Genomic DNA, 21,673 nt, shown 5'->3' on the forward strand with positions numbered 1-21,673 from the left:
TCCGAACCATGTTTGGAGATTCCGGCTTTCCATTTGGGATGATTTTCTGCTTTTACCCGTTGTTGGCATCAAATTCTATACCAGGTGCTTTATGATAAAAAAACCAACAATCGTTTAACAGTTTAATTTGGCGTCGGTCCTTTTTGTAAAAGGCCCGCATGAGCTGGTTGCTGAGCCATTGAGGCAAGCCGATCCCCTCCTCTGCGTTACTTCTGTATGTTTAGCATATGGGGTGGATACCTAAAGTGTGCTTGTGAATCAGGGTTAGACTTCGGCCGTTATTTTATAATATGCTTGTCAGTATGAAGCAAAGGAGGTACGCCATAAGGATGGAGTTCAAGTCTCTGGGCAATTCAATGAAACTTTGCATGAGTAATGAAGAACTTCAAGCATGGGTAGAGCGCATCTCGCTGGAGAGCTTCGGCGTGCCGTTTCAACATCAAGCCACCTTTAACGCACGTCTGTCTTCTACAGGCGGTCGATATTTTATGAAAAGTCATCATATTGAAATTAATCCACATCAACTTGCAGCTTATGGACGTTCTGAGGTGGAAAAAATAATAAAGCATGAGCTGTGCCATTATCATCTGCATCTGCGCGGAATGGGTTATAAGCATCGCGATGCTGATTTCAAAGCATGGCTGGCCCGTGTAGGAGGGAGCAGGCATTGTCAGACTCTGCCGGGAAGAATGGGAAGAAAGCCTCAGCCTTATCGGTACAAGCTGGTGTGCGTTTCCTGTCAACATGAGTATATGCGCAAGCGTAAAATGAACCCACAGCGATATCGCTGTGGAAAATGTGGAGGTAAACTTCGTTTGTTGGCACTTGACGAAACCCCCTGATTCATGGTAAATTAACCGTACTGTATGATAATTTACAGTAATGTTCCCTGATAGCTCAGTTGGTAGAGCACTCGACTGTTAATCGAGTTGTCACAGGTTCGAGTCCTGTTCGGGGAGCCATGGAGAGATACCCAAGTGGCTATAAGGGGACCCTCTGCTAAGGGGTTAGACTGCGTAAGCGGTGCGAGGGTTCGAATCCCTCTCTCTCCGTTGGTGTTTATAAGCAGAATAAAGACGCTCGTATGCATGGTATGATGCTTACGAGCGTCTTTTTCGTCTAGATCTGTTTTTAAGAATTTGCTATATGTAAGACGGACGTGTTGCGTACAGCATGAAGCAGCGTTAGTCTGAGTTGTACGCAGTACGCAACGAGTCCCTTCTATTTCACGGCGTCAGCCTCGACGGTTTTGAGTAGATTCAGCAGAGCATGGGCAACGCCATCTTCTACATTGGTCAGGGTAACGTCGGTGCAGACTGCCTTTATATCGTCTTTTGCATTGCCCATGGCGATACCTCTCCCAGCCATCGTTAGCATGGAAATATCGTTATAGCTGTCTCCGATCGCTACCGCTTCCTCCATGGGGATGCCCAGATGATTCGCGAGATAACGCAATGCATTACCTTTAGAAGCATCCTTGTGCTCGACTTCAAAGTTATGGTCTGAAGAGATGACCATGTTCAGGCCCTGAACATCCCGGTAACGTTCACGCCCTCGTTCCAATTTGGCATGATCAAAGGAGAAGCAGAGCACGTTATATATCTCTACATCCAGAGGAATCTGCTCATATGAAGCGATGCGGGTATGCCCGGTCTGTTCATATTGCTTTTCAGCTGCATGTAATAAAGTATCCAGCGAAATATCCGGGTTGGTACTCAGCAAGCGGTCCATTTCAACAGCAAGTAGCTGATGTCCCTTTTGTGGAGAATAAATGGCCCGGTCTGTCATGACCTCATAATAGAAGTTGTTATCCTCAAGCCAGCTCAGCACTTCAAATGTTTCGCTCCGGCCCATGGGAGTAGAGGTTAACTGGCGACGATGCACATCATGTACAGTGGCGCCGTTTGCTCCAATGACAGGAGTGACAAGCTCTGCTTCCTCTAGTTTCGTCCAGGCATCATAAGCGGCTCTGCCGGTGGCAATCGTCACTTGGACACCTTGCTGCTGCGCCTTGCGAATGGCCTCAGCGTTCGCTTTGCTTATTTTTCCTTCCTCGTTCAGCAGTGTTCCATCCATATCAATCGCGAACAGTTTCATTTCTCTCCAGCTCCTGTCTTTTGATCTCTCAGTTATATATTTTGAATCTAGTAAGAGGAATTAACTTCAATGCTACGAGGGGACAACCACTTCAATATCATGATGTTGCAAGATTTCCAGCATTGCTGGTTCTGGCAAACGATCGGTGATCACGATATTTATTTCAGACAAATCCGCAAAACGATACGGAAAATTGATTCCGAATTTCGAATGATCCGCAAGGACGATCACTTGATCTGCCTGTTTCATCATCTGATGCTTCAGCATACCGTCTTCTTCATGAATCAGGCTTAGTCCGTGAGCGGATATACCTCCAATGCCGATAAAAGCTTTGTCTACAAAATAGCGAGACAAAGTGGCGATTACGGCCGAGCCATATACATACCGGTGTTCTTTTTGCAGGTGGCCTCCCAACAGATGAATGGAGACACCGTCCTTTCTGGATAGCACGTCAGCCTGATTAATTGAATTGGTGATGACCGAACATTCGCGCACATTCAGTCTTTCTGCACATGCCTGTACGGTGGTCGAGGAATCCAATATAATACGATCCCTATCTCGTACCATGCTGGCAGCCAGTTGTCCGATGACTTGTTTTTCCTCTGATACAGTTAGTAGTCTTTCGTTATAGTTTCCAATTGGATCGTGATGCAGTTTAGGAAGAAGAGCGCCGCCGCGGGTGCGAATAATTTTTTGATGCTCCTCAAGCTTTACCAGGTCTCGACGGGCAGTATCTCGTGAAACATTAAAAATTTCACAAATATCATCCACCGAAATGCGCTTGTGAAGCTGTAAGTACTCCAAGATTTTTAACATTCGTTCTTCCTGATACATAGAAAGCTCCTCTAATATATAATAATTTCGGTATCTCGTAAGTGATTATAAGTAAATGTAAGTGATATTGCAATCGATTATGGTGATTTTTTAAGAAATAGAGAATTGGAGATAAGGAAGTGTAAGTGAATATGCATTTTTTTAATTATAAAAAAATAGTTTTTTTAAAATTTATAAAAATAAGTATTGTCATTTACTATTTTATTTGATATACTCTTTCTTGTCGCCAAGTTGGTGTATATCATAAGGCCCGTTGGTCAAGGGGTTAAGACACCTCCCTTTCACGGAGGTAACAGGGGTTCGAATCCCCTACGGGTCATTGTTGTCTTTACAGACTACATGTTGCATGCTTAAGGGAAATTCCTGAGGTCTAGTCTAGTGGCGGACAGCTTGGATGAACAGCATGAGCCATTAGCTCAGTTGGTAGAGCACCTGACTTTTAATCAGGGTGTCGAAGGTTCGAGTCCTTCATGGCTCACCATTTATATTTTGTTATGCGGTCGTGGTGGAATGGCAGACACGCTATCTTGAGGGGGTAGTGAGCGTATGCTCGTGGAGGTTCGAGTCCTCTCGACCGCATCAATGGAATAAACGGAAAAGTCTCTCGCGTTAGAGGCTTTTTTTATTTGTGCATTGATGGAATTAAACAATGATTATGATGAAATAATGATTCCATAGTATAATATGACGCCATAATGTTATAGAATAATAAATATATAAACTTATGAAGTGACGGTGAAAAATATGGACACTCAACTGTTAGGAAATATATCAGAAAATATTTTGGGCTTGTTTCCGATTGTGAAGAAGAAATTTTTCACCTACGGTCCGCTTGATCTTCCTTTGCATTTGTCACCTAATAACTTTCAGGTGTTAATGCTTCTGCGTGAAGTGCGTTCGTCTACGGTATCAGATTTGTCCAAACAACTTAACGTCTCACGTCCCAACATGACTCCTCTGCTGGATAAGCTGGTGGAGCATGGGCTGGCTGACCGCCAATCGTGTGACTCGGATCGTAGAGTTGTGAACGTAGCTATTACAGAAGAAGGCGACGCTTTTTGTGAACAGGTATTTCATACCTTCTCCAATAAAATTCAAGAGCGACTGGTGTATCTTCCAGAAGAAGATTTGTTGCACTTGAGTGAAACGTTGAACGAATTGAAGCAGATTCTACTTAAAATCGATAACGCTACTACATGATTAGCATGAGCGAACTGACTTAAAAACCGCCCTTTCTTCGGAAAACGGGCGGTTTTTGTTGCATATTGTGGTATAATGAAAGCCAACATACATAATTCGGTAATTTTAGCACACGTGATCTTTGAATTAGGAACAGGGGACATGATATCGTTATTTGAGAGCCTGCTAGGGAGGAAGGGACTTCTATGCAATCTATTTACCAACGCATTGAGGAGCTCATTAAGGAACGAGGGATGACGAAAAAGGCGTTTTGTCAGCAGTTAGGCATTAGTACTGGAAACTTTGGAGATTGGAAAAGAGGAAAAACGACACCGGGCACGAATAAACTCATTGAAATCGCTTCGTTTTTTGATGCCAGTCTGGATTGGATTATGCTGGGTCGAGACGTGCAGGGTAAGGTGCTAAAGGAGTCGCAAGACCCTTATTTTTTTGAAGCTTCAGGGCAATTGAATTGCCAAGGAGAATCACTAAGTGAGGCGGAAAGAGATTTTATACTTGAGTATATTGAATTTACCCGCTTTCGTAAAGAGAAAAACCAGCACAATTCAACTACGGGTTAGTAATTGGCTGTGGGATTTGATGAGTGTGATCCAATGTGCATGATTGGAAGTAATTAGAAAAAAGTTACAGCGTTCGGAGGGGAACCATTGTGGGAGATCAAACTATTTATCAGCGGATTGAAGCTTTAATTAAGGATCGAGGAATGACCAAGAAGGCATTTTGTGAGAAGCTTAAAATCAGTTCAGGAAATCTCGGTGATTGGAGAAGGGGAAAAACAACGCCGGGTACCGCCCATTTGATTCAAATTTCGGACTTTTTTAATGTATCGCTCGATTGGTTGATGAAAGGGATCAAGCCGGGGGAAGGCGTGCTTCAGGAGCAGAAGGCTGCTTATTTTTTTGGGGTGATGGGGCCACTGAATTGCCAGGCAGAAGATCTGGAGACAGAGGAACAGAACTTTATTTTAGAATATGTTGAATTTGCCAAATACCGTAAGCAAAAAAGGGAGAAGGACAAAGTAAAGCCTGAGTAACTTATGGCTGAGTATCTGGGTGAACAACCCGTAAAACGGACTGAGGGGTTCGGTTTACGGGTTTATTTGGTTGCTCGATCATATGGCGGCATGACTGTTGTTGAAATACTTGTTGGGATTAGTGCGGTGTCGCCTCCTTATAATCGTTATCGTCGATATTCAGAATTGCAGCAACTTGTTTTCTGTACCTCTGTGCTTTGCGGGTGCCATGAATCAGATTGGACAAGCGTGAAGGCGGGATGTTATGTGTCTCACAAAATGTTTTCTGATCCAGTCGAAGTTCGACAAGCCTTTGTTTGATGGCCCACCCGAAGGAGGTGACAGGCATTTTGTTGTTCAAGAGAAATCGCCCCTTACGGATTCTTGCAGAATAATTGGTGTGATATAATAATCATCAGTAAACATGTTAGAATTAACCATCTAAAACTATGATACACTTTTATACGTGTTTATACAATCGTAAATACGTTATTTCGTTAAAAAAATACTTAATTAAGTGTATGAAGTGTAAATAATCCGGCTATAGACTGTTATTGGTGTGAATTCGGATAGATGAATAAATAAATACTCTGCCGCTTGAGGAAAGGACAGAGTATTTTTTATTATGACTGTTAGATTGGTGAGATGAAGCATCAGAGGGATGCTGGAAGGCGTTTAAACAGCTCTGGGGAGGAAAGGGACCTGGATGCATCCAATTGGCTACTTTGGCTCATATAAGGTGGCTGAGTGATGTAGGAGTTGGTTCGATGTTTGTGGAGAAGGTGACGCTGAAATGAGCTTGGCTTAGGTTTGTTAGACTTCTTCCAGGTGGTGAGCAGCTCGCTGGTCATGCGAGCAATAAGAGAATTTTTTTCCTCGTAAGGAGGATTGAGCAGTCTGAAGGCATCTTCGACACAGAAGGATACCGCTGTGGCAAAATAGCCGTGAATGGTCTGTTCTATATCAGTGTCGAGGAGGAAGTTAATCCAAGTGTGGACAGTAGCAAGTGTGCCGATTGCCTTGTATTGAATGAGTGTGTCTTCCAGTTGGTCAAATTCTAGCCAAGGATAGAGAGCCTTTGTGAGCTTGAGCAGACGCTGACTGGAAAGTCGCGACTCTTTTATATGCTGCGAGGAAGGATGTTGGGTATACAGCATTTTATCAATAAGGGCGATTCGCCAACCGTCATTCTGCTGGATGGCGACATACAGATTTTTGATGGCCATGCCGTCAAGGGTTGTAATGTGAGGATACCACTCGTCCCGCATGTAATGCTCCAGATCTTGTAGACTGTTCAAGTATCCATTGCGGAAACGTTCCTCCAGTCCGTGAAATCGGGTGAAACCACCAACGGGTAGGGAAGGGTCCAACAATAATGCGTAGTTTAGCAATCGGTTACCTTTATGCAGGATGGTTCGCCTCCTTGAAGTGAATACCTGTGTAATATTATTTAACTTAATATTGTTTATAATGAGTTAACTTAAATGATTATGTAATATATATTTACATAAGAATATTTTATGTCAAATAAAATATTCTTATGTCTCATATATGTTATATAAAGCGACATATAAAATAATTATTATATTTCTGTTTACAAATTGTTGCTGAGAGAGTATAATAAATCTGTTGCCTCAATACATTATGACATGCGGTCGTGGTGGAATGGCAGACACGCTATCTTGAGGGGGTAGTGGGCGTACGCCCGTGGAGGTTCGAGTCCTCTCGACCGCATTATGTGCAATACCTAGTTAAAAAGCATCCTGACACGTTTTATGTGAAGGGATGCTTTTTTTTGTTAACTTTCTTTATACATCCCGCCACAGAAGCGACCCATGACAACGGATCGCTCGTTAACTGTTATGAAGAAAGATTGTCAGTTTTCCTGCAAAAGCTTTTCAATATCTCCTGCAAGCTTATCTGGAGTGGTTTGCGGCGCATAACGCTTAAATACATTACCTTTTCGTGTAATTAAGAATTTAGTAAAATTCCATTTGATCGCTTTAGAGCCCAATACGCCCGGAGCAGTGTGGGTCAGGTAACGAAATAAAGGGTGAGCTTGATCACCATTGACATCTGTTTTGGCGAACATCGGAAAGGTCACACCATAATTGAGTTGGCAAAACTCGGAGATCTCCTCGTTGGAACCCGGCTCTTGTTTGGCAAACTGGTTGCTGGGAAATCCCAAAATTTCGAGCCCCTGTTCATGATACTGGTCGTATAGCTCTTGTAGTGCTTTATATTGGGGGGTTAACCCACATTTGCTGGCAGTGTTCACGATAAGAAGAACTTTCCCTTCATATGTGGATAAAGGAATTTGCGCTCCTTGCAGGGTCTGCGCATTATATTCATATACGCTCATGCTATTCCTCCTCGTTCAATAGTCTACAATTAAATTGTAAACAACTCAAGGGAAGGTTGCAAGCCAGGAAGAGTATACAGGCATTGAACTATTGTAAAATCATCTTTTGTTCAAAACGGTAAATTGCGCTTCAAATGGGGCTAATTGAGGAGTTCTTTCTCATAAAAACGGGTTTAATCGGTAATTATCTGGTACATATAGCGTATTTTCTTTCCTTTTTACAATTAAGGAGCAACCATGCCTTACCCTACGCCAATATTGACATGCCTTTCATTTTCAAAAAGGGGTGAAATATAGAGATTTCGAGAGATGTGAGAAGCATAGATGTGTTGTAAGCGTTATTATTAATCTTTTATGCTCTAAAGGTCGATTTATAGCCTTGCTGTTGAGCTTTACAGTCTTCCTTGCACGGGTGTATGATTCAAGACGTAATTTCAAATTAACAACAATGAAGCAACAACGAATTGTCTAAAGCGCTGAATTTTGCAGTTGCAAAAGCGGGGGAACCAACGAACATGTACGGCTTTGAAAGCCGCGTGTCTCATGGGGTGAATTTTTCGGTCAAGTGCCGTAAATAGGGCGACTCTCACGTCCGAATCCGACAGCTAACCTCGTAAGCGTACAGGGAGAGGCAACAAACCGCCGTGTGCAGCCATGGTTTATTTTATCATGGAATGTATGAAGCCGGAGGAAGCCTTTTTCCTTCGGCTTCTTTTTGTTGTCTTTTTATACCGGGAGAGGAGCTACTGATGGAAGGTCGGTTAATTATTGTCACTGCACCGAATGAAGCGGGCAGAAGTTTTGTGAAATTGCTCATGTTCAAAAAATTGGCGTTTGCAGTTCTCACAAACAGTACCCAGGAGGAACGACAGCTCAAAAAAATGGGTGTGGAGCACATTGTGCGCATCAATACGATGCAAGCGGGAAAATGGAATTTTCCTAGTAAAGAAATTGGGAGTGTGTATTTGTTCGAAAACAGCTTGAATTTGACTTGCCGTTTCCTGCAAATATGTCGGCCACTAACATCAGAACCGATCTATGTTATTACGCACGGCTGTAATCCACAAGGAATTTATCGGGGATTGGGAGCGGACCATGTGATCTACACATTGAACGGAGAGGTGGGTTTCTTGCTGAACGGATAAGCACTTATAACATAGCTGGTTTAAGATTTTATGATGGATCAAAAGGACAATCTGAGGAGCGATACGGAGGATAGGAACATGATGGATTTATACATGCTGCTCGTAATGGCTGTGAGTTATGGAGTGATATTGCTGTTTATACGCTGGTGTGATGTGCAGACCTCAAAAGGAGGGCGAAAAGGATGATCGTTGTGCTAGGGCTCACGGTTATTGTGTTCGTGTATTTAATCTACGCACTCCTGAATCCTGAAAAGTTCTAGTCAACGATAGGATCGAGCAGGCGGGAACAGCAGATCAAGAATGAAGCATCAAGGGCATATTCGCAAACGTGTGCACTCAATGGATGGTCTGAATTAGGTCTGTTGTTCCAAATGCAGGAGCATTTTAAGGAGGAATAGAGGATGGAGCTACTGCAAATTGGAATTGTGATTGTCATATTGCTGCTCTTGGTTAAGCCAGTGGGGACCTATATGTATCACGTATTTTCAAATGAACCGAATCGGACGGATCGGATTTTTGCTGGGACGGAAAAGCTGATTTATAAGGCTATAGGCTTGAAGAAACAGGAAAGCATGCGTTGGACCACATATGCTTTGAGTTTCATTGCAACCAATGTGGTGCTTGTAGGGATCAGCTATCTGCTATTGCGCTTGCAGGCGATACTCCCGGGCAATCCGGTTGGAAACAGTAATATGGAAGCGTCATTGGCCTTTAATACCGTAATCAGCTTTATGACCAATACGAATCTCCAGCATTATAGCGGTGAAAGCGGGCTTACGTATCTGACACAGATGGCGTTCATCACGATGATGATGTTTACTTCGGCTGCATCTGGATTATCGGTTGCTGCGGCTTTTATGAGAGGTTTGACGCGGCGCGGTGAAGGGCTGGGCAATTTTTTTCAAGATTTTATTAAAGCCATCATACGGATTTTCCTGCCGCTTGCCTTTGTGCTTACGCTGGTGCTGGTAGGGCTAAAGGTACCGCAAACGCTACAATCTACGGCGGATATTACAACTTTAAGCGGTACACAGCAGCAGATTGCTATGGGGCCCATTGCCTCACTGGAATCTATCAAGCATTTGGGCACGAACGGGGGCGGTTATGCTGGAGCTAATTCTGCGCACCCTTTTGAGAATCCAAGTCCTTGGACGAACGTACTGGAGATTCTAGCCATGTGGGTAATGCCGGCTTCGCTGCCGTATACTTTTGGCTTGTTTGCCCGTAATCGCAAGCAGGGCTGGATTATTTTCAGCTCGATGATGGTATTGTTTCTTATTTTTCTATCCATTACATATGTGTCGGAGAAGACAGGTAATCCGTTAATCCAGACACTGGGGGTGGATGCATCTCAGGGAAGCATGGAAGGGAAAGAGGTTCGTTTCGGCATTGGACAATCGGTATTATTCACTACGGTCACAACGGCGGCAACGACAGGTTCGGTCAATAATATGCATGATACACTGACCCCGCTAGGTGGTATGGCTGCTTTGGGAGAAATGATGCTAAACGTCATCTTTGGCGGCAAGGGCGTCGGACTGATGAATATGCTGATGTATGCAATTCTGGGAGTGTTTATATGTGGACTGATGGTCGGAAGAACCCCGGAATTTATGGGTAGGAAAATTGAAGGCAAAGAAATGAAGCTGATTGCGATTGCCATTTTGGTACATCCGTTTCTCATTCTCGCTCCAACTGCGCTTGCGTTTATGAGCCATTGGGGATACGATGCAGTCTCTAATCCCGGATACCACGGGTTGACTCAGGTGCTTTATGAATATGCATCATCTGCGGCAAATAACGGTTCGGGATTTGAAGGTCTTGCAGATAACAACGTGTTTTGGAACGTAACAACAGGAGCCGTTATGTTCTTTGGACGATATGTATCCATGATTGCATTGCTGGCTGTAGCGGCTTCATTGAATGCCAAAGCACCGACCCCGGTGACGACGGGCACACTGCGCACGGACAACAAGCTGTTTGGAGCTATTCTAATCGGAGTTGTCCTGTTGATTGGTGCGTTAACCTTTTTGCCGGTGATCGTATTAGGGCCTGTAGCTGAATTTTTGACCATGTAATGAAGAAGAAAATGAGAATGGATGAACGGGGTGCTTGATCATGAAGGAAGAACGCAAACGCATGCTGGATAGAAGCATCTTGAAGCAGGCAGTCAAGGATAGCTTTATAAAATTAAATCCGATGATCATGATGAAAAATCCTGTCATGTTCGTCGTAGAGATCGGTACATTGGTCGTGCTGCTCATGCTGCTGCTTCCCGGTTATTTTGGAGCCGGTAATGAGATGGGCTTTAACTTGGCTGTTTTTATTATTCTGTTGTTTACATTGCTTTTTGCTAACTTTGCCGAAGCGCTCGCAGAGGGACGGGGGAAGGCACAGGCTGCTTCCTTGAAAAAATCCAAGCAGGATTCACAAGCTAATAAGCTCGTCGGGAATGAGATTCAGGTGGTCAGCTCGACAGCATTGCGTAAAGGTGACGTGGTAATTGTTTCTCAGGGCGAAATGATTCCAAGCGATGGTGAGGTCATTGAAGGTCTGGCCTCGGTGGATGAATCTGCGATTACGGGAGAGTCGGCTCCGGTCATCAAGGAATCGGGCGGTGACTTTTGCTCGGTAACTGGCGGGACGCGGGTGGTCAGTGACCGCATTAAGGTGCGGATTACAACTGAGCCGGGTGAGACGTTTATTGATAAAATGATTTCGCTTGTAGAAGGTGCACAGCGGCAAAAAACGCCAAATGAAATTGCGCTGAATACATTGCTGATCAGCTTGACGATTATTTTTCTCATTGTCGTGGTGACGCTGGCCCCGATAGCCCGTCATTTTAAGATTGATTTGCCTGTTCCCGTGCTGATTTCGTTGCTGGTCTGTCTGATACCGACCACGATTGGCGGGCTTTTGTCGGCCATTGGGATAGCTGGTATGGACCGGGTTACCCAGTTTAACGTGCTGGCTATGTCAGGCAAGGCGGTAGAAGCATCCGGGGACATCAATACGATGATTCTCGATAAAACGGGTACCATCACCTTTGGAAACCGGATGGCGAGTGAATTCGTGGTGGTGGATGGTATAGAAAAGGCAGAGCTAGCGAAATGGGCGGCGATGAGTTCACTCAAGGATGAGACGCCAGAGGGACGCTCAGTACTGGAATTGATGCGCAAGCAGGAATATACACTGGACGATTCCTTGGCAGCAGGTGGAGCCTTTATCGAGTTCAAGGCAGAAACCCGGATGAGTGGTCTGGATCTCGCCGATGGACGAAGAGTACGTAAAGGCGCCGTGGACTCTGTTCGGCAGTGGATTGTATCACAAAAAGGCAGTGTTCCGGCCGATCTGGAGGAAAAAGCGAATCAGGTAGCCGCAGAAGGAGGTACACCGCTGGCAGTGGCGCTGGATGATCGGATATACGGCATTATTTATTTGAAGGATACGGTGAAGCCAGGTATGAAGGAGCGCTTTGATCAGCTCCGGGAAATGGGTATCCGTACGATTATGTGTACCGGTGATAATCCACTGACCGCTGCGACCATTGCACGCGAAGCAGGTGTGGACGACTTTGTTGCAGAAAGCAAGCCGGAGGACAAAATCGCGGTTATCCGCCGTGAGCAGGAGCAGGGCAAGCTGGTGGCCATGACCGGAGACGGCACCAATGATGCGCCTGCGCTGGCTCAGGCAGATGTCGGTCTTGCCATGAATAGCGGTACGGTCGCGGCCAAGGAAGCTGCGAATATGGTGGACCTGGATTCCGATCCGTCCAAAATTATTGAGGTGGTCGCCATCGGGAAGCAACTGCTTATGACGCGCGGGGCATTGACAACGTTCAGTATTGCGAACGATGTTGCCAAATATTTTGCCATCATTCCGGCGATGTTCATGCTGGCCATTCCGCAAATGGGTGCATTGAATGTCATGGGACTGGGTTCCCCGTTATCGGCTATTTTATCGGCGCTTATTTTTAATGCAGTCATTATTCCACTTCTGATTCCGCTCGCAATGAAGGGTGTAAAGTATAAGCCGATGAGCTCGGATCGTCTGTTGGGACGGAATTTACTGATTTATGGGCTGGGCGGTATGGTGGTACCGTTTGTCGGCATCAAGGCTATTGATTTGCTAGTGCATTTGTGGATTTAGCGCAGAAAGGGTGAGCGACATGAGTGGTTTTTATCGGATGTTGTCTGGACGCAGATTTGCTGCACATGAAAAAGCAGGATCTGTGGGACAAGGTCATAACATACGTACAGGAACGAAGGCGGTTGCGGAAAATCAACCAGGAAGACAAGAGATGCGAGGAAGTACAGTTATTGGAGTGGCTTTACGAACCTCTGTGCTAATGATCCTGTTGTGCGGATTGGCATATCCGCTAGTCAGTACAGGGGTAGCGCAGATCCTGTTTCCGCAGCAAGCAAATGGCAGTATGCTTCGTGATGCGGAGGGGCGGGTAATTGGCTCCGAGCTGATTGGACAGTCCTTTACTAATCCCGCTTTTTTCCAAGGCCGGGTATCAAGTATTGATTACAATGGGGCAGGCTCAGGCTCAAGTAACTATGCGCCGTCCAATCCGGCATTGGTGCAGCGGATCAAGGATTCTATTGCGGATTGGCAGAAGCATAACCCGGATGTACCCGTAAGTCAGGTTCCATTGGACCTGATTACGAACTCCGGCTCTGGTCTGGACCCGCACATCTCGCCACAGGCGGCACAGGCTCAAATTCCGCGTATTAGCAGCTTGACGGGGATTGAGCAGGACCAGCTGAAGGCAATGGTGCAGGAGCAGACAGAAGGCCGCAGCGCCGGGGTGTTCGGCGAGCCGCGTGTGAACGTGCTCAAGCTGAATCTCGCGCTTGAAGCGCTAATGAAGGTTAAGCCAGTTAAGTCATAGATAGATGAAAAAGGTATCCCCGAGCGATAAGCGTGGAGGGATACCTTTTTTCTACGGATTGGGATATTCTGAGGTGGGTCGCTACAAAGGAAGTATCATTGTTTGATGGACATTTGGCTTCAGCCCAAGAACCATCACACGTGTTGTACTCAGGAGCATTCTACAATTGGGGAGTATTCCATTTGTCATGGGTACGGGGATTATGAAAAATGAGGTATTCCATGGCTATTTTGCTTCCTGGAATACCTCTTTTTTTACTGGTTACTTGCAAACAGCCTGTCAGCCTGAAATTGTTTGGATGATGAGCACCACATTTAAGACAATGATGATAGCAGTCACGATCCAGGTCAATACTTTTTGCCACATTTTATTCGCGAATTCACCCATAATCTTTTTGTCACTGGTAAAGAGCAGTAATGGAATGATAGCAAAAGGAAGCTGGATGGATAAAATAACCTGACTCAGCACAAGCAGCTCTTCGGCACCTTTTTCACCTGCAATCGCTGTGACGATGACCGCTGGAACAATCGCGATAAGGCGGGTCACCAAACGACGCAGCCAAGGTGAGAGACGAAGGTTCAAGAAGCCCTCCATCACGATTTGTCCAGCTAAAGTGCCTGTTACGGTCGAGTTTTGACCTGAGGCGAGTAACGCCACCCCAAACAGTATGCTCGCAAGTGTGGTTCCGAGTAAGGGCGAAAGCAGATAATAGGCATCACTAATCTCTGCTACATCTGTTTTTCCTGCTGTATGGAATACGGCAGCTGCTACGATCAAGATGGCTGCATTAATGAATAGAGCGAACATCAGCGCTATACTGGAATCCCAGGTCGCAAATGTAATAGCTTCCCGTTTACCTGCTGATGTCCTCTCATATTTGCGAGTTTGTACAATAGAAGAATGCAGATACAGGTTATGCGGCATTACGGTAGCGCCCATAATACCGATCGCAATGTACAGCATGCTTGGATTCGTCAAAATTTGCGAGTCCGGCACAAAGCCCCCCAATACGCCGCCCCATTCCGGCTGTGCCAAAATAAGATTAATGCCAAAACAGCCGGCAATCGTAGCCATTAGTACAATGACGAGGGTTTCCAATGCCCGAAAGCCTTTGTTTTGCAGCAGCAAAATGAGCATGACATCAAATGCGGTAATGATGACCCCGTATAGTAACGGTAGACCGAACAGCAGCTTTAGCGCAATGGCTGAACCGATGACCTCAGCCAAATCCATGGCTGCAATGGCAATTTCGCATAAAAACCATAAGCTAATCGCTACAGGGCGACTGTAGGCGTCACGGCACATTTGAGCCAAATCTTTACCTGTGGCAATGCCGAGCTTGCCGGCTAGGGCTTGCAGCAGGATAGCCATCAGATTGGAGATCAGAATGACACTAAGCAGTGTGTAGCCGAATTTCGATCCACCAGCGATGTCTGTGGCCCAGTTGCCGGGGTCCATATAGCCGACAGCGACCATATAGCCGGGTCCGGCAAAGGCAAGAAATTTTCGAAACCAGGTGCCGTCCTTCGGGACGCTTAAAGAACGATTCACTTCCGACAGTGAAGCGATTTCCGCGAAGTTGCCCTTTGAATTTTTCATACGCTTCACCTTCTTTATCCATGTTGAATTATATTATTAGTGACATAGCGATTGTGTTATCCCTATTGTACACCCACAATAGTTTTTGTCTAGTGCAACTTTTATGTGGACAAGCAAATTTGTCGTATTTTTGAAGCAGTTGACCATTTTAATAAAAGTAAACAAGGGAAAAAACCAAGCAATATTGCCCCTAAGGGGAGTTTTAAAATGATTCATTTTGCTTGGCTTGTTTAAAGTACATACGAGAGGGAAATCATGTATTAACATGACGAGAATTCCTGTGGAATGCAAAAAAAAGTACAGAAGGAGAGATGAAATCATGGAAGCGTTATACACAGCATCAGCAACAGTACATGGTGGGAGAGACGGTTCAGTTGCTTCTTCCGACGGGGTTTTGAAGCATAAGCTGAGCACGCCGAAGGAGCTGGGTGGCGCAGGTGGAGACGCTACGAATCCGGAGCAGCTGTTTGCAGCAGGCTACGGCGCATGCTATGAGAGCGCGTTGGCGAATGTGGCCCGGAAAGCCAAGGTAAAGGTAGACAATGTAGAGGTCACCAGCCACGTATCGATTGGCAAGGACTCTAGCGACGGCGGCTTCCAGCTAGCAGTGCGTCTGGATGTGAAAATGCCAGGAATCGAGCGTTCCCAGGCTGAAGATTTGGCGCGCCAAGCACATGATTTTTGTCCGTACTCCAAAGCAACTCGCGGTAACATTGATGTTGAACTTAACGTCATTTGACCGTATTTTTAAAAGTTCTACATGCGGCCGCCGATTGATCGGCGGCTTTTGCACCTAGATCCTGGCTGCTGAGATTTGCGACCATTTGACATCATCGCCAAAATTCATTAAGATGTCATAGGTGATTCTGGTCATCAGGTACGAAACAAATTTGAAAAATACGGGTGATATGATGTCTTACAGACCGAATATTGTTAATTTCACGCTGGCTGGCAGCAACGAAAAGGAAGGGCTTTATGAGTTTGAAATGAGTTTGGCCGATGGAACGGAGTGCCGCGTTTTTTCTCAACGTAATCCGGAGTGGACTTTGACGAATATTAGTCGACTGCTAACGACACCTTGCCCGGTATGCCATAAGGATTTTATCTGCAAGTGTATGGATCAGTTCCATGATGAGTTTTTAGAGCAAATTAATGCAAAACAGCTGTTTGAGAAAGCGTTGAGCTAGTTTTTCGAACAGGATAAGGATTATACATTCCTAAACAAGCGTCGGATACTTTCGGCGTTTTTTTGTTTATAATCGTATCGTTGTGTTTCCATGCCGTTGATTTCTCTGTGGAGGTGAAATACGTTGATGAACCAGTCTGATCATGTGCATACTGGACATTCCATTGTATTGGTGGATGGGGTATGCCACTTTTGTCAGGGAGCAACCCGCTTCATTATCAAACGTGATCCTAAGGGAATATTTCATTTTGGTTCCCTGCAATCCGAGGTGGGACAGGAACTTTTACATGCAGGTGGACTGTCTACAGATCAGCTGGATACGTTCGTACTGATTGAAGACGGTACGTATTATACAAGGTCTACCGCAGCTTTGCGGATTGCCAAGCGCCTTCGTTTTCCGTATCCGGTGGCCTATGTGCTCATCTTGGTTCCCCGCTTTGTACGCGATGCTGTCTATAACTGGGTAGCGCGTAACCGATATCGTTGGTTTGGCAAGGATGAAGAGGATCAATGCCAGATCCCCCCACCAGAAATTAGGAAACGATTTTTTTAGTTGTCTTTTTTATGTTTATTTTTGCGACGGTAATTATGAATCAGTAGTATCACGGCTACCACGATCAGTATGAGCCCCGTAACCGATACATACACGATATGTCGTACATTGGGTACGTTGACCGACAATTTTAGCTCGTTAGGCTCTAATGGAGCAATGTCCCAATAGAGTGTTTTTCCGTCATCCGACACCCGGTCCGCATTGCTGGAAGCAGGCTGGATAGGTAGGGAGAGACTGAAGTTAAGGTCCAATTGTCGCTCTAGTAATTTGCGTGCAAACACATTCATTTGTTCTAATTTATCACTCAGGCCACGGGCTTCTTCAGGAAGCATCCGAGGCAGATCAAGCTTAAGCGTAAGATCCATATTTGTTGTGAAAAAATGCTGGCTCACAGCGCGTTTTATTTCTAATCCCTCAGGCAGATGTAAACCCTGATCGGGATTTTTTTGGTTTGTGCTCCAATCCCCTTGATAATGCCCCTTTATTTGATATCCCTTCCGCCCCTGTTCCGATAGCGGCTTTACATTTACATTGTTGCTTTGTATACGTTGAACTAATCGGTCGAGCAGGCCGGGATTGTCCAACATCACCAGTGTCTGGTTGTTTACACTGAATGTTGCATCCATATCTACACTTTGATCGAGATGAACATCTACATGGATGTCACCCCGAGCACAGGAGGTTAAGGCAAGCAGACAACACACCAGCATAAAAATGAGTAGTATTTTTCGTAACTGGATATGCCGACGTTTGTTCCAATAAGGACCATATCCTGCTGGGTTCATGACCTGCACCTTCTTTTTGTATGATTTCTTTGATTTAACCGACTGACATCTCCTATATATTACACATTCGAAGAGCCAAAATCGAACGTTATAAAAGAAAAGATAAGATTTATATCTTAAAAATGTTTCCTTAGGTAAAAACTTTGGTATATACTCTAAAATATAGACTCGATAAAAAATAATTGTCTCAAGGAAATAGTTTGTCCCAAAAATAAATATTAAAAGGAGGATTTTAAAACATGAACAAGCAGTTTAAGAAGGCTTTGCCGCAGTGGGTGGCGACGGTTGGCGTGTTGTCTCTAGCTCTGGTTCTAGCGACTGCATGTACCGATCCCAAGAAGACAGAGCAGGGAGCAGCGAGAGGGAAGGGACAAAAAATAAAGGCTACGGCTACCATCGGCATGATCTCTGACATTGTCGGGAAGGTCGGTGGTGCTCATGTGGAGGTCACGGGAATTATGAAGTCAGGCGTTGACCCGCATTTGTACAAGGCGTCCCAAGGAGATATGCGTAAGCTGGACGAAGCCGACGTCATTTTTTATAACGGGTTGCATCTGGAAGGAAAAATGCAGGACATTCTGGAGAAAATCAGCAAGCAAAAACCTGTTATACCCGTGTCTAAAAACATTGCCCAGAATCAATTGCGTGCAGCTAGCCCGGAAATGGGGTCTGAGTATGATCCACATATCTGGTTTGATGTACAAAACTGGATGTCTGCGGTAGAAACTGTCAGAGATGAATTGTCGGAACTGGATGCTACTCATGCAAAGGATTATAAGGCCAATGCCGAGGCTTATCTCGCTGAGCTACGAGAGCTAGACGATTACACGAGAGAGCAGATTGCCAGTATACCGCAGGCTCAGCGCGTTCTTGTCACGGCACATGATGCCTTTGGGTATTTCGGAGACGCTTACCAGATTGAAGTAAGAGGACTTCAAGGCATGAGTACAGAGTCAGAGGCGGGCTCACAAGATGTGACCAAGCTGAGAGATTATCTGGTGGAACATAAAATTAAAGCCATATTTCTAGAATCAAGTGTTCCGAGAAAGGCCATAGACGCGGTTATTCAGGGCGCAGAACAGCAAGGTCATACCCTAAAGGTTGGCGGCGAGCTGTATTCGGATGCGATGGGTGCAGAGGGTACGGAAGATGGAACATATATTGGAATGGTCAAGCATAACGTGAATACGATCGTCAAAGCTCTTAAATAAGGAGGCGTAGACAGATGGTACATTCACCACTTGTTGTTCGTGATTTATCGGTAGCCTATCAAAAAAAGCCCGTATTGTTCGAAGTCTCTTTTGAGGTGCCAGAAGGCAAGCTGATTGGTATTATCGGCCCCAACGGGGCTGGTAAATCTACATTGATCAAGGCCGTGCTTGAACTGATTCCAAGACTGAAGGGCGAGGTGCTGGTCTACGGCAAACCTTATAAGCAACAGTTGCTCAAGGTTGGATATGTACCACAGCGTGAATCGGTAGATTGGGATTTCCCGACAAACGCTCTGGATGTGGTTATGATGGGACGGTACGGAAGACTGGGCTGGTTTAAGCGTCCGGGAGCAGCAGACCGCCAGGCTGCGATGGAGAGTTTGGATAAGGTTGGAATGAGTTCATTTGCAGACAGGCAGATTAGTCAATTGTCAGGCGGCCAGCAACAACGTGTTTTTTTGGCGAGAGCACTTGCGCAGGATGCTCAGCTTTATTTTATGGATGAACCGTTTGTCGGTGTGGACGCCGCCACAGAAAAAGCTATTATTTCATTGCTTAATGATCTGAAACAGCAGGGGAAAACCGTGCTTGTTGTTCATCATGATTTATCTACGGTTACGGATTATTTTGACCAAGTTATGCTGCTGAATGGGCATTTGATGGCGTTTGGAGAGACAGCAGATGTTTTTACCGAGGGAAATCTGCAACGTACGTATGGCGGGTGTCTGAGTATACTCAAAACAGGTTCGGAATCCGGCACGATACTCGGAGTGAGGTGAGCAATATGACGAGCTTGGCGACGCTTTTGACAGACCCAAACATGCAGTGGATTTTGCTAGGCTGCATTTTACTTGGTTTAAGCAGCGGGGTGATTGGCAGTTTTATGTATTTGCGTAAGCAATCGCTTATGGGAGATGCTTTGGCCCATGCAGCTTTGCCGGGGGTATGTGTGGCTTTTATGATCACAGGTACCAAATCCGTGTTTGGATTTATGATTGGAGCAGCCATTGCAGGGATGGCTGCTACCTTTGCTATCAGTGCGTTAACCCGGTATTCGCGAATTAAAAGCGATTCGGCGATTGCGGCGGTGTTGTCCGTATTTTTTGGCTTCGGCATAATGTTGTTGACCGAAATTCAGCATCGTGGCGCAGGCAACCAAAGTGGGTTGGATAAATTTTTATTTGGCCAGGCTGCGGCAATGGTATCGTCTGATATCTATACGATGGCGGTAATTTCGGTGGTGCTCATCGGAATATGTTTATTATTTTTCAAGGAATTTAAGCTGCTTAGCTTTGATCCCGGCTTTGCCCGTGGACTTGGTTTTCCGGCAGGTTTACTGGATAAGTTGTTGATGCTGTTGATCGTTATTGCGGTAGTTGCTGGCATTCAGGCCGTGGGCGTCATTATGATGGCTGCCCTGCTAATTACCCCAGCCGTGTCGGCCAGATACTGGACAGAGAAGCTGGGTGTTATGGTGTGCCTATCAGGCTTATTTGGTGCCATAGCGGGTCTGGGTGGGACCGTTATTAGCTCTCTGGGACAAAATCTGCCAACAGGGCCGTTGTGCGTGTTGTGTGCGACTGTGGTGTTTGGTGTAAGTCTGATCTTTGCGCCGCAGCGCGGGATGATTTCCAAAGCTATCGTTCGGATACACGCCAGAAAAGGTCTAAAGCAGGGAGTCGGAACACGGCCAAGGGAGGAGCGTGCCCTATGAGTTCATTTTATGTAATTCTGACGGGAATGTTAGTGGCAGGGGGATGCAGTATTGTTGGCTGCTTTCTCGTGCTTCGGAAAATGGCTATGATCGGTGATGCGATCAGTCATGCGGTACTACCTGGTATTGTCATTGCTTTTCTCATTAGCGGATCAAGGGATTCGGTGTGGATGATGTTTGGTGCGGCTGTGCTGGGGCTGCTAACGGTATATCTGATCCAGCTATTCCAACAAAGTGGCCTGCAAAGTGATGCTGCGATTGGCGTGGTATTTACAACACAGTTTGCTATCGGTGTATTACTGATCAGTGTGTTTGCTTCCAATGCCCATCTGGATATGGACCACGTTTTGTATGGGGAAATTGCTTATGTCCCGTGGAATACGCTAGAGATTGCCGGCTTTGACGTAGGTCCGAGGGCTGTGTGGATTACGGGCGCGATGTTTTTGATCAATCTGCTTGTGGTAGGAGGATTTTTCAAGCAATTTAAAGTCAGCTCCTTTGATCCCGCCTTGGCAGCTTCCTTGGGCATTCCGGTTGTATTTTTTCATTATCTGCTGATGAGTCTCGTATCGCTAACAACGGTAGCGTCATTTGAGAGCGTGGGTGCAATTCTAGTGGTTGGCATGCTCGTTGTACCTCCTCTTACCGCTTATTTGCTGACAGAGAAGCTGTCTCTTATGATTGCATACAGTGTGGGAGTTGGCGCCATTAGCTCGATCATAGGCTTTTATGCGGCAAGTGTACTAGATGCTTCTATTGCGGCATGTATGCTGTGTGTATCGGGTGTGTTGCTGCTTTTGGCTTTTCTCTTTTCCCCATCTCATGGTGTAGTATGGCGAAAGTTATTTCAACAATGGGGAATCGTTGTTGGAGATAGCAAGTAAATGTCGTAGGAAGTGATCCTATATGAATTACTCAAAATAGCGTGCAAACGGGCATTAAGTGCCTGAATGCACGCTTTTTTACGCTTATGCTAAGCTGTGCGTTTTTTTTTGAGGCAAGCTTGCTGGATCATCTTGAATTAACCGGGACACGGGAGTACATTCTTTACAACTACACAGGAGGGGCGGAACAAGCT

Annotated in this window: 24 protein-coding genes, 6 tRNA genes and 1 riboswitch; of the genes, 22 read left to right on the forward strand and 8 right to left on the reverse strand. The window is 45.5% G+C overall.

Translation table 11 applies throughout. The features are described from left to right. Nucleotides 1-52: 52 nt before the first annotated feature. Entirely contained in the window at nt 53-187 is a 135-nt protein-coding gene (gene cmpA / locus FKV70_RS02210; protein WP_016821163.1) for a cortex morphogenetic protein CmpA, read from the reverse strand. Nucleotides 188-329: 142 nt separating this feature from the next. Between cmpA and FKV70_RS02215 the strand changes: the two genes are divergently transcribed. From FKV70_RS02215 to FKV70_RS02225, 3 genes are all read left to right on the forward strand, one after another. Continuing rightward, on the forward strand, nt 330-842 hold the full coding sequence (locus tag FKV70_RS02215; protein ID WP_142611707.1) for a SprT family protein: 513 nt from the start codon (nt 330-332) through the stop codon (nt 840-842). Between the two features lie 44 nt (nt 843-886). After that, nucleotides 887-962 (forward strand) — tRNA-Asn (locus FKV70_RS02220). Between the two features lies 1 nt (nt 963). Beyond that, a tRNA-Ser gene (locus tag FKV70_RS02225) sits at nt 964-1,052 on the forward strand. Between the two features lie 169 nt (nt 1,053-1,221). On the opposite strand, the gene FKV70_RS02230 is transcribed toward FKV70_RS02225, so the two are convergent. Together FKV70_RS02230 and FKV70_RS02235 are read right to left on the reverse strand one after the other, a co-directional pair. Further along, on the reverse strand, nt 1,222-2,097 hold the full coding sequence (locus tag FKV70_RS02230) for a Cof-type HAD-IIB family hydrolase (RefSeq protein WP_063207991.1): 876 nt from the start codon (nt 2,095-2,097) through the stop codon (nt 1,222-1,224). Nucleotides 2,098-2,169: 72 nt separating this feature from the next. Beyond that, on the reverse strand, nt 2,170-2,931 hold the full coding sequence (locus FKV70_RS02235; RefSeq protein ID WP_063207994.1) for a DeoR/GlpR family DNA-binding transcription regulator: 762 nt from the start codon (nt 2,929-2,931) through the stop codon (nt 2,170-2,172). A 247-nt stretch (nt 2,932-3,178) separates the two neighbouring features. On the opposite strand from FKV70_RS02235, the gene FKV70_RS02240 reads away from it, so the two are divergent. From FKV70_RS02240 to FKV70_RS02265, 6 genes are all read left to right on the forward strand, one after another. Continuing rightward, nucleotides 3,179-3,250 (forward strand) — tRNA-Glu (locus FKV70_RS02240). Nucleotides 3,251-3,336: 86 nt separating this feature from the next. Next, nucleotides 3,337-3,412: transfer RNA gene (locus tag FKV70_RS02245), tRNA-Lys, on the forward strand. 15 nt (nt 3,413-3,427) lie between these two features. Continuing rightward, a tRNA-Leu gene (locus FKV70_RS02250) sits at nt 3,428-3,510 on the forward strand. Nucleotides 3,511-3,675: 165 nt separating this feature from the next. Next, the gene (locus FKV70_RS02255; protein WP_063207997.1) at nt 3,676-4,131 is read left to right on the forward strand and encodes a MarR family winged helix-turn-helix transcriptional regulator; all 456 of its coding nucleotides are present in this window, start codon (nt 3,676-3,678) and stop codon (nt 4,129-4,131) included. Between the two features lie 185 nt (nt 4,132-4,316). Then, nucleotides 4,317-4,691: a helix-turn-helix domain-containing protein gene (locus FKV70_RS02260; protein ID WP_063207999.1), complete on the forward strand. Its 375-nt coding sequence runs from the start codon at nt 4,317-4,319 to the stop codon at nt 4,689-4,691. Between the two features lie 89 nt (nt 4,692-4,780). Continuing rightward, nucleotides 4,781-5,164 (forward strand): helix-turn-helix domain-containing protein, encoded by a 384-nt coding sequence (locus FKV70_RS02265; protein ID WP_063208002.1) that lies wholly within the window; start codon nt 4,781-4,783, stop codon nt 5,162-5,164. 118 nt (nt 5,165-5,282) lie between these two features. Here the strand turns inward: FKV70_RS02265 and FKV70_RS02270 are convergent, their stop codons facing one another. After that, nucleotides 5,283-5,504, reverse strand: coding sequence for a Rha family transcriptional regulator (locus tag FKV70_RS02270; protein ID WP_013369935.1), 222 nt, complete (start codon nt 5,502-5,504; stop codon nt 5,283-5,285). 292 nt (nt 5,505-5,796) lie between these two features. Next, entirely contained in the window at nt 5,797-6,534 is a 738-nt protein-coding gene (locus FKV70_RS02275; protein WP_142611708.1) for an urease accessory protein UreF, read from the reverse strand. 260 nt (nt 6,535-6,794) lie between these two features. On the opposite strand from FKV70_RS02275, the gene FKV70_RS02280 reads away from it, so the two are divergent. Beyond that, nucleotides 6,795-6,877 (forward strand) — tRNA-Leu (locus tag FKV70_RS02280). 142 nt (nt 6,878-7,019) lie between these two features. Here FKV70_RS02280 and FKV70_RS02285 read toward each other — a convergent pair. Then, entirely contained in the window at nt 7,020-7,505 is a 486-nt protein-coding gene (locus FKV70_RS02285; protein WP_063208008.1) for a glutathione peroxidase, read from the reverse strand. Between the two features lie 464 nt (nt 7,506-7,969). Further along, nucleotides 7,970-8,141: riboswitch (cyclic di-AMP (ydaO/yuaA leader) on the forward strand. Nucleotides 8,142-8,254: 113 nt separating this feature from the next. Between FKV70_RS02285 and FKV70_RS02290 the strand changes: the two genes are divergently transcribed. From FKV70_RS02290 to kdpC, 5 genes are all read left to right on the forward strand, one after another. Next, the gene (locus FKV70_RS02290) at nt 8,255-8,650 is read left to right on the forward strand and encodes a hypothetical protein (RefSeq protein WP_063208011.1); all 396 of its coding nucleotides are present in this window, start codon (nt 8,255-8,257) and stop codon (nt 8,648-8,650) included. A 182-nt stretch (nt 8,651-8,832) separates the two neighbouring features. Beyond that, nucleotides 8,833-8,910, forward strand: a complete 78-nt coding sequence (gene kdpF, locus FKV70_RS27055) for a K(+)-transporting ATPase subunit F (protein ID WP_080567893.1) — start codon at nt 8,833-8,835, stop codon at nt 8,908-8,910. 141 nt (nt 8,911-9,051) lie between these two features. Further along, the gene (gene kdpA, locus FKV70_RS02300) at nt 9,052-10,728 is read left to right on the forward strand and encodes a potassium-transporting ATPase subunit KdpA (protein WP_142611709.1); all 1,677 of its coding nucleotides are present in this window, start codon (nt 9,052-9,054) and stop codon (nt 10,726-10,728) included. 40 nt (nt 10,729-10,768) lie between these two features. Next, the gene (gene kdpB, locus FKV70_RS02305; RefSeq protein WP_142611710.1) at nt 10,769-12,799 is read left to right on the forward strand and encodes a potassium-transporting ATPase subunit KdpB; all 2,031 of its coding nucleotides are present in this window, start codon (nt 10,769-10,771) and stop codon (nt 12,797-12,799) included. Nucleotides 12,800-12,818: 19 nt separating this feature from the next. Beyond that, nucleotides 12,819-13,547, forward strand: coding sequence for a potassium-transporting ATPase subunit KdpC (kdpC, locus tag FKV70_RS02310; RefSeq protein ID WP_142611711.1), 729 nt, complete (start codon nt 12,819-12,821; stop codon nt 13,545-13,547). 279 nt (nt 13,548-13,826) lie between these two features. On the opposite strand, the gene FKV70_RS02315 is transcribed toward kdpC, so the two are convergent. After that, entirely contained in the window at nt 13,827-15,146 is a 1,320-nt protein-coding gene (locus tag FKV70_RS02315) for an Nramp family divalent metal transporter (RefSeq protein WP_142611712.1), read from the reverse strand. Nucleotides 15,147-15,465: 319 nt separating this feature from the next. Here FKV70_RS02315 and FKV70_RS02320 point away from each other — a divergent pair, with 319 nt between their 5' ends. The 3 genes from FKV70_RS02320 to FKV70_RS02330 all read left to right on the forward strand — a co-directional run bounded on the left by FKV70_RS02320 (nt 15,466) and on the right by FKV70_RS02330 (nt 16,885). After that, complete coding sequence (locus tag FKV70_RS02320; protein ID WP_142611713.1) at nt 15,466-15,885, forward strand: organic hydroperoxide resistance protein; 420 nt, start codon at nt 15,466-15,468, stop codon at nt 15,883-15,885. Nucleotides 15,886-16,006: 121 nt separating this feature from the next. Further along, nucleotides 16,007-16,333: a hypothetical protein gene (locus tag FKV70_RS02325; protein ID WP_142611714.1), complete on the forward strand. Its 327-nt coding sequence runs from the start codon at nt 16,007-16,009 to the stop codon at nt 16,331-16,333. Nucleotides 16,334-16,459: 126 nt separating this feature from the next. Next, nucleotides 16,460-16,885, forward strand: coding sequence for a thiol-disulfide oxidoreductase DCC family protein (locus tag FKV70_RS02330; RefSeq protein WP_142611884.1), 426 nt, complete (start codon nt 16,460-16,462; stop codon nt 16,883-16,885). On the opposite strand, the gene FKV70_RS02335 is transcribed toward FKV70_RS02330, so the two are convergent. Beyond that, a complete protein-coding gene (locus FKV70_RS02335; RefSeq protein ID WP_142611715.1) occupies nt 16,882-17,670 on the reverse strand; it encodes a DUF3153 domain-containing protein in 789 nt (262 codons plus the stop codon). The genes FKV70_RS02330 and FKV70_RS02335 overlap by 4 nt on opposite strands. Nucleotides 17,671-17,909: 239 nt before the next feature. Here FKV70_RS02335 and FKV70_RS02340 point away from each other — a divergent pair, with 239 nt between their 5' ends. Genes FKV70_RS02340 through FKV70_RS02355 form a run of 4 tightly spaced genes read left to right on the forward strand, consistent with a single transcriptional unit; the run spans nt 17,910 to nt 21,479 of the window. After that, nucleotides 17,910-18,881 carry a metal ABC transporter solute-binding protein, Zn/Mn family gene (locus FKV70_RS02340; RefSeq protein WP_142611716.1) on the forward strand — a complete coding sequence of 324 codons (972 nt, stop codon included), beginning with the start codon at nt 17,910-17,912 and terminating at the stop codon, nt 18,879-18,881. Between the two features lie 14 nt (nt 18,882-18,895). Next, entirely contained in the window at nt 18,896-19,660 is a 765-nt protein-coding gene (locus tag FKV70_RS02345) for a metal ABC transporter ATP-binding protein (RefSeq protein ID WP_142611717.1), read from the forward strand. A gap of 5 nt (nt 19,661-19,665) precedes the next feature. After that, a complete protein-coding gene (locus FKV70_RS02350; protein ID WP_142611718.1) occupies nt 19,666-20,595 on the forward strand; it encodes a metal ABC transporter permease in 930 nt (309 codons plus the stop codon). Further along, nucleotides 20,592-21,479, forward strand: a complete 888-nt coding sequence (locus tag FKV70_RS02355; protein WP_142611719.1) for a metal ABC transporter permease — start codon at nt 20,592-20,594, stop codon at nt 21,477-21,479. Before FKV70_RS02350 ends, FKV70_RS02355 begins: the two co-directional genes overlap by 4 nt. Nucleotides 21,480-21,673 lie beyond the last annotated feature (194 nt).

Source organism: Paenibacillus ottowii, from assembly GCF_006874425.1.
GTDB classification, from domain to species: Bacteria; Bacillota; Bacilli; order Paenibacillales; family Paenibacillaceae; genus Paenibacillus; species Paenibacillus ottowii.

What these genes read in the sequence shown, in the direction of transcription:
- FKV70_RS02215 (WP_142611707.1), top strand. Translation starts at nt 330, where the DNA reads ATGGAGTTCAAGTCTCTGGGCAATTCAATGAAACTTTGCATGAGTAAT.
- FKV70_RS02230 (WP_063207991.1), bottom strand. Translation starts at nt 2,097, where the DNA reads ATGAAACTGTTCGCGATTGATATGGATGGAACACTGCTGAACGAGGAA.
- FKV70_RS02235 (WP_063207994.1), bottom strand. Translation starts at nt 2,931, where the DNA reads ATGTATCAGGAAGAACGAATGTTAAAAATCTTGGAGTACTTACAGCTT.
- FKV70_RS02255 (WP_063207997.1), top strand. Translation starts at nt 3,676, where the DNA reads ATGGACACTCAACTGTTAGGAAATATATCAGAAAATATTTTGGGCTTG.
- FKV70_RS02260 (WP_063207999.1), top strand. Translation starts at nt 4,317, where the DNA reads ATGCAATCTATTTACCAACGCATTGAGGAGCTCATTAAGGAACGAGGG.
- FKV70_RS02285 (WP_063208008.1), bottom strand. Translation starts at nt 7,505, where the DNA reads ATGAGCGTATATGAATATAATGCGCAGACCCTGCAAGGAGCGCAAATT.
- FKV70_RS02290 (WP_063208011.1), top strand. Translation starts at nt 8,255, where the DNA reads ATGGAAGGTCGGTTAATTATTGTCACTGCACCGAATGAAGCGGGCAGA.
- kdpF (WP_080567893.1), top strand. Translation starts at nt 8,833, where the DNA reads ATGATCGTTGTGCTAGGGCTCACGGTTATTGTGTTCGTGTATTTAATC.
- kdpA (WP_142611709.1), top strand. Translation starts at nt 9,052, where the DNA reads ATGGAGCTACTGCAAATTGGAATTGTGATTGTCATATTGCTGCTCTTG.
- kdpB (WP_142611710.1), top strand. Translation starts at nt 10,769, where the DNA reads ATGAAGGAAGAACGCAAACGCATGCTGGATAGAAGCATCTTGAAGCAG.
- kdpC (WP_142611711.1), top strand. Translation starts at nt 12,819, where the DNA reads ATGAGTGGTTTTTATCGGATGTTGTCTGGACGCAGATTTGCTGCACAT.
- FKV70_RS02315 (WP_142611712.1), bottom strand. Translation starts at nt 15,146, where the DNA reads ATGAAAAATTCAAAGGGCAACTTCGCGGAAATCGCTTCACTGTCGGAA.
- FKV70_RS02320 (WP_142611713.1), top strand. Translation starts at nt 15,466, where the DNA reads ATGGAAGCGTTATACACAGCATCAGCAACAGTACATGGTGGGAGAGAC.
- FKV70_RS02330 (WP_142611884.1), top strand. Translation starts at nt 16,460, where the DNA reads ATGAACCAGTCTGATCATGTGCATACTGGACATTCCATTGTATTGGTG.
- FKV70_RS02335 (WP_142611715.1), bottom strand. Translation starts at nt 17,670, where the DNA reads ATGAACCCAGCAGGATATGGTCCTTATTGGAACAAACGTCGGCATATC.
- FKV70_RS02340 (WP_142611716.1), top strand. Translation starts at nt 17,910, where the DNA reads ATGAACAAGCAGTTTAAGAAGGCTTTGCCGCAGTGGGTGGCGACGGTT.
- FKV70_RS02345 (WP_142611717.1), top strand. Translation starts at nt 18,896, where the DNA reads ATGGTACATTCACCACTTGTTGTTCGTGATTTATCGGTAGCCTATCAA.
- FKV70_RS02350 (WP_142611718.1), top strand. Translation starts at nt 19,666, where the DNA reads ATGACGAGCTTGGCGACGCTTTTGACAGACCCAAACATGCAGTGGATT.
- FKV70_RS02355 (WP_142611719.1), top strand. Translation starts at nt 20,592, where the DNA reads ATGAGTTCATTTTATGTAATTCTGACGGGAATGTTAGTGGCAGGGGGA.